This is a genomic window from uncultured Olegusella sp., from assembly GCF_947253395.1.
GTDB lineage: Bacteria > Actinomycetota > Coriobacteriia > Coriobacteriales > Atopobiaceae > Olegusella.
In genome coordinates this window covers 1-8930 of record NZ_CAMXYY010000057.1, presented here as the reverse complement: position 1 = coordinate 8930, position 8930 = coordinate 1, and the positions used below count along the sequence as shown (strand labels likewise).

At 44.1% G+C, this 8930-nt stretch carries 8 protein-coding genes; 2 read left to right on the top strand and 6 right to left on the bottom strand.

Features of this window, described 5'->3' with window-relative positions:
- Positions 1-262: 262 nt before the first annotated feature.
- The gene (gene murJ / locus Q0X25_RS05690) at positions 263-1945 is read right to left on the bottom strand and encodes a murein biosynthesis integral membrane protein MurJ (RefSeq protein WP_298579784.1); all 1683 of its coding nucleotides are present in this window, start codon (positions 1943-1945) and stop codon (positions 263-265) included.
- A gap of 117 nt (positions 1946-2062) precedes the next feature.
- Between murJ and Q0X25_RS05685 the strand changes: the two genes are divergently transcribed.
- Entirely contained in the window at positions 2063-3190 is a 1128-nt protein-coding gene (locus Q0X25_RS05685; protein ID WP_298579781.1) for a glycerophosphodiester phosphodiesterase family protein, read from the top strand.
- 583 nt (positions 3191-3773) lie between these two features.
- Here Q0X25_RS05685 and Q0X25_RS05680 read toward each other — a convergent pair.
- Positions 3774-3899, bottom strand: a complete 126-nt coding sequence (locus Q0X25_RS05680) for a hypothetical protein (RefSeq protein ID WP_298579778.1) — start codon at positions 3897-3899, stop codon at positions 3774-3776.
- A 79-nt stretch (positions 3900-3978) separates the two neighbouring features.
- A complete protein-coding gene (locus tag Q0X25_RS05675; protein WP_068540322.1) occupies positions 3979-4200 on the bottom strand; it encodes a hypothetical protein in 222 nt (73 codons plus the stop codon).
- A gap of 442 nt (positions 4201-4642) precedes the next feature.
- On the opposite strand from Q0X25_RS05675, the gene Q0X25_RS05670 reads away from it, so the two are divergent.
- On the top strand, positions 4643-4915 hold the full coding sequence (locus tag Q0X25_RS05670) for an MmcQ/YjbR family DNA-binding protein (protein WP_298579773.1): 273 nt from the start codon (positions 4643-4645) through the stop codon (positions 4913-4915).
- A gap of 328 nt (positions 4916-5243) precedes the next feature.
- Here Q0X25_RS05670 and Q0X25_RS05665 read toward each other — a convergent pair whose 3' ends face one another.
- The 3 genes from Q0X25_RS05665 to Q0X25_RS05655 all read right to left on the bottom strand — a co-directional run bounded on the left by Q0X25_RS05665 (position 5244) and on the right by Q0X25_RS05655 (position 8650).
- A complete protein-coding gene (locus Q0X25_RS05665; protein WP_298579770.1) occupies positions 5244-6155 on the bottom strand; it encodes a phosphotriesterase in 912 nt (303 codons plus the stop codon).
- A 2-nt stretch (positions 6156-6157) separates the two neighbouring features.
- On the bottom strand, positions 6158-7303 hold the full coding sequence (gene dgoD / locus Q0X25_RS05660; protein WP_367270406.1) for a galactonate dehydratase: 1146 nt from the start codon (positions 7301-7303) through the stop codon (positions 6158-6160).
- 78 nt (positions 7304-7381) lie between these two features.
- Positions 7382-8650: a PTS transporter subunit IIC gene (locus Q0X25_RS05655; protein WP_298579766.1), complete on the bottom strand. Its 1269-nt coding sequence runs from the start codon at positions 8648-8650 to the stop codon at positions 7382-7384.
- Positions 8651-8930 lie beyond the last annotated feature (280 nt).

The window sequence follows — 8930 nt, the reverse complement described above, 5'->3', positions numbered from 1 at the left end:
GCGCAGTAAAGTTTGCCGAAAGCAAAGCTGCACAAAGTGTGAATGCAAGAGATCGTTTAAGAGTTTGTTTTACACCACTATGGAAGAAATGCATATCTGTTATCACCTGCTTTCCACTCATAACAGCTCAGGAAAATGATTTCAGCTGAGCACTTTTGCTAAAGCAAATAGTCCTAAATAGACTAGCAGAGTACCCATTGCAGCACATATTCAATCGCTTCAATTGCTTATATCTTCATACTTGGCAAAGATGATGCAATTATCAATGATTTCTTTTTAACAATTTGGTGAAGTAGTTCATTTGTGGCAGGTTTAGCAATATTGCTGGTATAAACGCTGTCGCAAATGAACTAAATCCAACAATAATCAAATAAACAAATATTTGAATTAATGAGCCAGTAAGCGGAGAAACCATTTGAAGCAGAGTAAACACACCATAGCCGCAGGCAGACCCAATCGCACCTAGACCCAAGCTCCACAAACCCGAAAGATATACCGAACGCATTCGAATCGATTTTATATATGACTTCAGCAAATGCACCGAAATCACATCGACGACTACATAGTAAAGAACACTACCTAAGGCAACAGCAGCTATGCCTAGGTACTCAGTTGCCACTGCGGTAAATACAATCTGAAAAACAGAGGCTACTATGTGGGTAAATGCATATGAGATCATTTTTCGAATGGACGAAAACGTCTTTTGAAAATAGGTAACCAAACCATATGCAGGCAAGCCAAATGATAAAACAGCTAAATATTGGGCAGTAAGCTGTGCGCTTTCCTTACTAAATGCGCCCATCCTAAGCAGCAACATCAATGGCTCAGCAAACACAATGAGAAACATCGCGCAAGGGATGAGGAAAAAGACGATGTCAGATGCCCCTTTTGAGAAGCATTGGATAAAACCTTTTTTATCTTTTTTCGCATAGAGCTGCGCAAGTTCGGTGAACATCGCTGTGGTAATAGGGATAGAGAATACCGAGTACGGAAGCGTATACCACAGGCGTGCATAGTACTGGACAGAGCCGCCCTGCTCAGGAATTGCAATAAGTGCAAAGGTATTCATAATAGCTACAGTCACAAATGAGCAGGCAGTCACGATAAGAGTTGGAATGCCTATAGCAAACGTATCTTTAAGTGCTGGATCAAGCAGGTCGACATGAAAAGAAATTTTTATTCCATGGCGGCGTAAACTTGGAATCTGCAGTACTACTTGCACGAGTACTCCGAGAGGATTACCCAGTGCCAACAGTAACAGTGCAAGGGGGAAATTGATTTCCTTAAAAACGATGAACAACACAAACGAAGCAATCGTTACTATATTGTTGAATATAGGCGCAGCATTTGACCAGAAGTAGTCGCGCTCAGCATTTATTACGCCCGAAATCAATGAGGACAGTGCGTAGAGCAAAACTTCTATAGCAAAGAACCGCAATAGCCAAACTGCGTTTGCCATATCTGATTGATCGGTTCCTGCAGATTGGATATAAACCAGCTGGGCGGCAAATACAATGCATAGAACGGTTAATACTGTCATTAAAATAGCAACAAGTGATAGCAAATTTGAGAGATATGAATTTGCTCCATCTGCGCCCTTGTGTTCCTTAACTGACACATATACGGGCAAAAAAGCGGTAATGATCATACCACCTAGGACAAGTTCATAGAGCTGATTGGGCATATTGTTTGCCAAGGTATAGCAGCTCGCAAGAAGCGAAGTGCCCAAGGCATAGGCTTGCGCCCACACTCTCAAAAATCCCGTAATTCTACTGATAATAACTAGCACACCCATCATTGCAGCTGAACGACCCACAGAAAGGGATGTAGCGCCACTCTCAGAATCAGATGTCTTCAGATGCGGGAAGCTTTGCTTGCTATCCATCTTGCATACTCTAAGAGATTCCTTATTAGATTGAGCAGATTTCAGATGCTTGGCAGCCATAAAATCCTTTCAAACAACCTACCATTGTGTCCCCTATTCTAACCGTCAATCTCTGTACCGCACGCGCTCGGCAAAAACGCACTAAGATGCTAAGAATACAGCCTGGAAGGAGAGCTCATGTCAAAGAATGCTATCTCATCATTTTTGAAGCATCACAAGCCCTACCTCACATCGGAGGGGCGTCGCGCTCTGCTAAAGGCTGGCGCTGCTGCGATAGGTGTCATAGGAACTGCGGCGTTTTTTGTTGCCCCACGTAGACGCGACTGGCAAACAGCCGCCAAGTGGAAGGAAATCGAGAAGCACCGCTACGCACATCGCGGGCTTTTTGATGTGCCGCCCTCAGCGCAGGCTTACCCCAAAGGTATGGCAGGAGACCCCTTTAAGGGTGTCGGCAAAGGTGACGGCATCATGCAGTTCCCCGATAAGATTGTACAGTTCACCGACAAGGTAATCACCAAGAGCCCCGATGCCGTAGTAGCTCCACCGCTGTGGAAAGACGATGTCAGCGATTGGGCAAATCTTGTGCCCGAAAACTCCCTGCCCGCATTTCGTGCCGCAGCTGAGGCTGGCTATGGTGTCGAGATGGATGTTCGTCTCACTAAAGACAATGTACCTGTCGTTGTACATGACTCTGACCTTGAGCGCGTATGTGGTCGTGCGGGTTTTGTCGAGCAACTCACCCACGAGGAGCTCTGCGAATATCGCCTGCTTGACACCGATGAACAGATTCCCACTTTTTCGCAGGCCATTGCACTCTTTGATACCGATCCTCAGACTAAGCACCGTTGTGCACCAGTGCTAATCGAGCTCAAGACTACCGTTACCAATTACGCTGACCTTGTACGTTTGGTAATGCTCACGCTTGACCGATACGATGTAGATTACTGCATCCAAAGTTTTGACACTCGTGTGCTGTGGTGGTTACGTCGCCACCGTCCTGGCGTGTTGCGCGGACAGCTAAGCGAGGATTTTTTGCTCGATCTTGGTACCGAGAAGTACGGTTTGCCTTTACGTGTAGGACAGTCTTGGCTTTTGTGCAATGTAATGGGTAGACCAGACTACATTGCATACAAGTTTGCCGACAGACACAATCCCTTTGTGTGGTTGGCGACGCGTCTAATGGGCGCACGTATGATGACATGGACCGTACGCAGCGAAGCCGACCTCGCCGAATCTGAGCGTGAAGGTGCTCCTGCGATTTTTGAGCATATTCGCCCCGAAACAAAATCGAGGTTGAGCAAGTAAGGCGTGTGGAAGGAAGGCGCATGCACCTTCCTTCAGCACTCCCCTTCTGTATCCTCCTGCACCCCACAGGTGATGCGATATATACCTTATTGCTTGCTGAAGGTTCGATAAAAACTCTTTTACTTACAGCGGGTTCAATAAGCACCTTTTACCAAATTGCAAGTCTTATAGCACCTTTTTACCCAGTTAATCAGCCAAGACCCAAACACCCGCTTAGTTAAACGACAGAGTGACGGTCTCCAAAACCGTAGACGGGTGGGATTATCCCCGCGTGCGCGGAGTAGAAAAAGAAAGCGGAACCAAAAGGACCAGTTGTAGTCCGGGTTCCGCCTCACTTCCTTTATACCACACACCAGCTGAGGGATTATCCCCGCGTGCGCGGGGAGTAGCGTTTGTTCTAACGCACGACTGCGCGTTGTTAAAGGTTCGCAGTTGTTGAGCGCAAATAAAAATAGGCCTATCGTCTCGCATACGGCGTGGCAATAGGCTCTTGTTTACCGTATCACAACCTTCGAACTTGAGCTTGACACGTCCTGCAAGTGTCAGGATCATCCCCGCGTGTGCGAGGAGCATTACTGACAACTCAAAGCTTGAGTTCAACTTTCTTACGCTCGGTAGAGGTTTTGTAAGCTTTAAAGTCTGCACTAACCTCGCCGCTCTCGGGGTTTTTGGATTGTGTGTCCTCACCCTTGGTGGGGTCATCCAGCATAAATAAACCTCCCTCTTTTGTGCTGAGCCTATCTCAGCAACTAGAAGGGAGGTTAAAAGGTAGCTCACGCGGTCAATGTTTAGACTTGGGATAACTCGAATAGAAGCGCATCACAAATTTTGCCGTACTCGTTCAGCCCACCGTCAGAAATACCGCGCATCTGTAGTTCGCTGCTCAGCTTTGATTCGGCATCAAACCATTGGTCATCTGTAAGGGACGATAGGTCGCTTGGAATGCCTAGCGCACTAAGCACCTTCTCCTGTTTCTTGGTTGCTGCCATATTTGAGTGTGCATACAACATTGCTTGTTTCAGCTCCTTTGTAGCAGCAATTGGCTAACTTGAAACACCTGAACTCTCTATTTCTCAACTCTAACAACTTATGCGGACACTAAAACCTATCCTTTTCACATTCAATATCCAAAGAGTACCTTTATTTCAAGTTCTTACTCGTTCGCATAAACACTTGGAATAGTATTGTTTGAAACGTAATTAAAATTAGATTATCTGAACATATGTACTCAGATGGGTTATTTTTAGGACAGCTTGAGTAGTTTTATCTACGTAGCAGCTTTATTTCTTCCTATGACAAGAAATTTACTCTACAAATCAGTTGACCTACGCCACAATACCCCCAAGCGCATCCCATCTCACTAAAGCTTTCTATGAATCGCGGCGAACTGCTTGCATACGTCAAAAATAAATAGGCATCGGGCTAAATATCCTTGGATGTCGATGCCTAATAATGCAATCTTCCACAATTCACATAATCGCAGGTGATTTTGCAACGTTGCTTCGCATCAAACGTAGCCACTTAGGACTTGCAGAATATAAACTCATAGGTATCGTCAATCTCAAAGTAGACTCTGCCAACACAGCAGCACTTACACTCGGCGAAGAAATATTTCCTGGCTTCCATATGAACCATTGTCGCCGGATCTCGGTTCTGCTTGATAGTAACGTGCCAGACGAATTGATTGAGGGTCCCATCACGAATTCTCGCGTGCTAACGACGTAAGTAGAAGGAATCAAAAAAAGATTAAGTCAATCAAGCCATGCGCCAAGGAACTTCGATGAAGCTAATCAATTGTAAGCTTTTCTTGAGTATTACAGGTCGCCCCGTAATAGGTAGCGCATCAAATTTATATGCATATTTCTAAAATAGACATACTTAGCAAACATGCTCTCTGCCTCTATTCCTAGAGGCAGGAATCACTGCAATCTCAGATTGCAGTGATTCCTCAAACGATATTTTCTTAACTACCAATTAATTCCGATAAAAATTAAAAAAGTAAATTAATTATATTCACAAGTTAACGCTATACACTTATTAATAAATCTCAAAACTAGTTCCAGTCGAAGATGCGTCTGGGATTATCTACTAGCATCTTGAAATACTCCTCCTCAGAAATATATTTAAGTAGATAATCTCTTAAATCTGACAGAATATAAGCAAGACCTGGTTTACCACCGTACGATACAAAATAGTCTTTCTTTCCCATATCCCCCGATAAACACAGCCTGTCACTACATCCTGCTTGGATAAGCTTTGCAATTAATTCCACGTGTTTTTGGTCACGATTAGCAAGATCTCTTCCAATGTGATCGATTGAAAGAAACGCGCCACGCTCACAAAGGGTCCGCATATATTCAAAATCCATAGTTAGATCAGTATGCGATAAGCAGACATGTTCAAGACTAAAACCATATTTCTCAAATAAATCAAGCTGCTCATGCCCCATAGTTCCTTTGTCACAATGAGTAATAATTGGAATCTTATAATCACGCATTAGAGGTACAACCATCGCGAACGACCTACGTTCACGGCTAGTTACCTCATTAAGGGAAGTCCCGAGCTTAGCTGCTCCTGGCTTCACCTTGTAATAGCCAATACCCTCTTCAATTTCGTGGCAAAGTTCAGTTTCAATCTCACTTTCAGATAATTCATTGAACCATCGTGGCAACCATAAGTCTTTATGAAAACCTGTGACGCACACAACATTTATCCCTGCTTTTAACGATATTTCTCGCAAAGCTTCAACATTGCGCCCATAAGCTAATGGCGTAAGATCAACGATTGTGTTGCCGCCTGCCTGCTGAAAATACTTTGTTTCCTCGATGCTTTTCTCAGGAATATCGAGCGTATATGCATAGTAACGTTGCAATTCATCAGGAATCACATAAAGATGTTCATGAATATAGGTGACGCCAAGTTGATTAATGCTGACTGGACCAAGAACAGTGTTGACGATTGCCACTTCTACCACTCCGCAATGGTTCCATCATAATTTTTCCAGCTTGGATTTCTCCAAACTAAACCTTCTGCAGAAATTTCCTTAATTTTTTCTTCGTCCATTATAAGGCCGAGACCAGGTTCCGTTGGTACTTGAATATATCCATCTTTAAATTCGAAAATCTCTTTGTTTTGGACAAAATCAAGCAAATCGAATCCTTGGTTGTAATGAATCCCAAAACTCTGCTCCTGAATGAATACATTGGGTGAACACACATCAACCTGAAGCGTCGCGGCTAACGCAATGGGACCATATGGGGCATGTGGAGCAGCAGCCATATCAAATGCCTCAGCCATTGCAATAATCTTTCTGGCTTCGAGAATGCCTCCACACATAGAAACGTCAGGTTGAACAATATCTACCGCTCCCTGAGAAAATAGGTGCTTGTATTCCCAACGAGTATATAAACGCTCTCCAGTAGCTATTGGAATTGGCACCTCTGCTGCAATGGCTGCAAAAGATTCCCAGTTTTCAGGAAGAACAGGCTCCTCAATAAACATGGGATGAAACGGAACTAGTGCATTGGCAAGAACTTTTGCCATAGGCTTATGGACGCGACCATGGAAATCAATTCCAATTTCAATAGCGTCTCCACAGACGTCTCTAATGGAGGACACCCTGTCAATCACAGCTTGGACTTTATCGTAGGTATCAACATAATGAAGCTCTTCCGAAGCATTCATTTTTACCGCGCGAAAACCACATTCGAGGCGATTCTTTGCTTCATTAGCTACGTCAGAGGGTCGATCCCCTCCAATCCAAGAATAAATGCGTATTCTATCGCGAGCTTGTCCTCCAAGAAGCTGCCACACAGGTACGCCAAGTGCCTTGCCTTTAATATCCCACAAAGCCATTTCAAAGCCAGAAATTATTGTTCCGTTAATTGGCCCACCCCGGAAAAACGAACGATGTAACTCTTGCCAAAGACGTTCGATTTCAAAAGGATCACGGCCAATAAGGCGTTCAGAGAGTTCTTTTGCGCCCTCAATAACAGTGCGAGTCTTGGTGCCGGAAATCATTTCCCCCCAGCCCTCGACTCCATCATCGGTTAATACCTTGCAGAAAATCCAACGTGGCTTTACCTCATATATCTGGATTCCTATTATCTTCAACGGAAACATCCTCCTTCAAAAAGAAGCGAAGCCAAAATGACTCCGCTTCTTACTGATCAGTAACTCAAAAATTCATTGCTAACCAACGAAACTTGCAAGCCATTGAAGAATAAAGCCAATTACATGCTCACCAGCATCCTCAGTGGAAATAAATTCCATGCCTTGCGGGAGCACAAATCCTCCAGAAATAGCAAGTTGGGTATGAACAGGCGCGAGTATGGTCGCAATCCAAAGAACAATGCAAGTGATGATAGTAGTGGAAAGGATACCACGGAAAATATTGCCCTTACCAAATGCTACCGGCCAAGCAGCAAGCCACATTGCCTGATAAGCAATATCTGCAATTGGGAGGAGTTTATTACCAGGAAGAACTGCAGCAAGTATAAGAGTAATAGGAACCATGATAATACCAACAGAAATTGCAGACTCATTAGCAATGGTCAGAGCAGCATCGACGCCCATAGTAAAGTTTGATCCTGGGAATCTTTTTTGAAGAATTTCCTTTACAGCATTTGCAAACGGCAGCAAGCCTTCCATCAAAATCTGCATCATTTTCGGAGTAAGAACCATAGTCACAGAAGTGCTCATTGCAACAATGAGAATGGCGTCGATGGGCCTCCCAGCAAGAATGCCAATCAGAGCGCCGATAATGAATCCCATAAACATTGGCTCGCCTACAAACCCGAACTTCTGTTGAACGCCTTGAGGATTAATATCAATCTTGTTGATACCAGGAATGATATCCCAGAGTTTATTTAACGCAAACGCAGCGGGAGCCCAAATGACAGAATTCGAAGTCGGGAAGTTTACACCTTCAAGTTCAAAATAGTCTTCAACAACAGGTGTAGTCCAATCTGCAATTTTTATTGTTACAATAAAGTCAATTGCAGCAGCAATGATAGAAAGCCAAGGATTCCCATTACTTGCATACCAAACCAAGGCACCTGTAAAAATAAAGTGATTGTATGACCAGAAGTCAACCATAACCGTATTGGTTGTTTTAGTAAGCAACATTAGAGCATTAATACCAAGGACAACAAATACAACAACTGCAGCAAGGGGAAACGCCCACGTTGCAGCTGCACGCGCTGGCCAACCTACGTCCATAATTGAAGTTTGAATGCCCCAATTAGTAACCATACTGGAAACAGAACTAGCGACTTGGGATACAAACCAATTGATAACCATATTTACGCCGGCAAAGCCAATGCCTACAAGAAGGGCAGATTTCAAAAGGACATTTAGCTTGACACGAAAAATCAAGCCGAGAACCAGGATAATGAGAGGCATCATTACCATAGGTCCCATAGAGGCAATGACTTGAAGTGCGGTAACAACGATCTTCATGCTCTTTCCTTCCATTAGCTGCGATGAATACTTACTCTGCCTTTAGCAGGTCAGCAATTTCTGCCTTTGCATTCTCCTCGCCGACGCCAGTTACGAAGGCTGTCCCTTTGATTACGGGGATATCGCCCGTTTCAACACCTTTAAACTTTCCTGTTGGAACAATAAAATCAACTTGATTGGAAGTGAGATTGCCTTGTACTTCGGAGAACTTACACTGAATTATCCTCGGCTCAGGAGCTGTCTCTTATACACATCTGACGCTGCCGACGAAACCTTATGG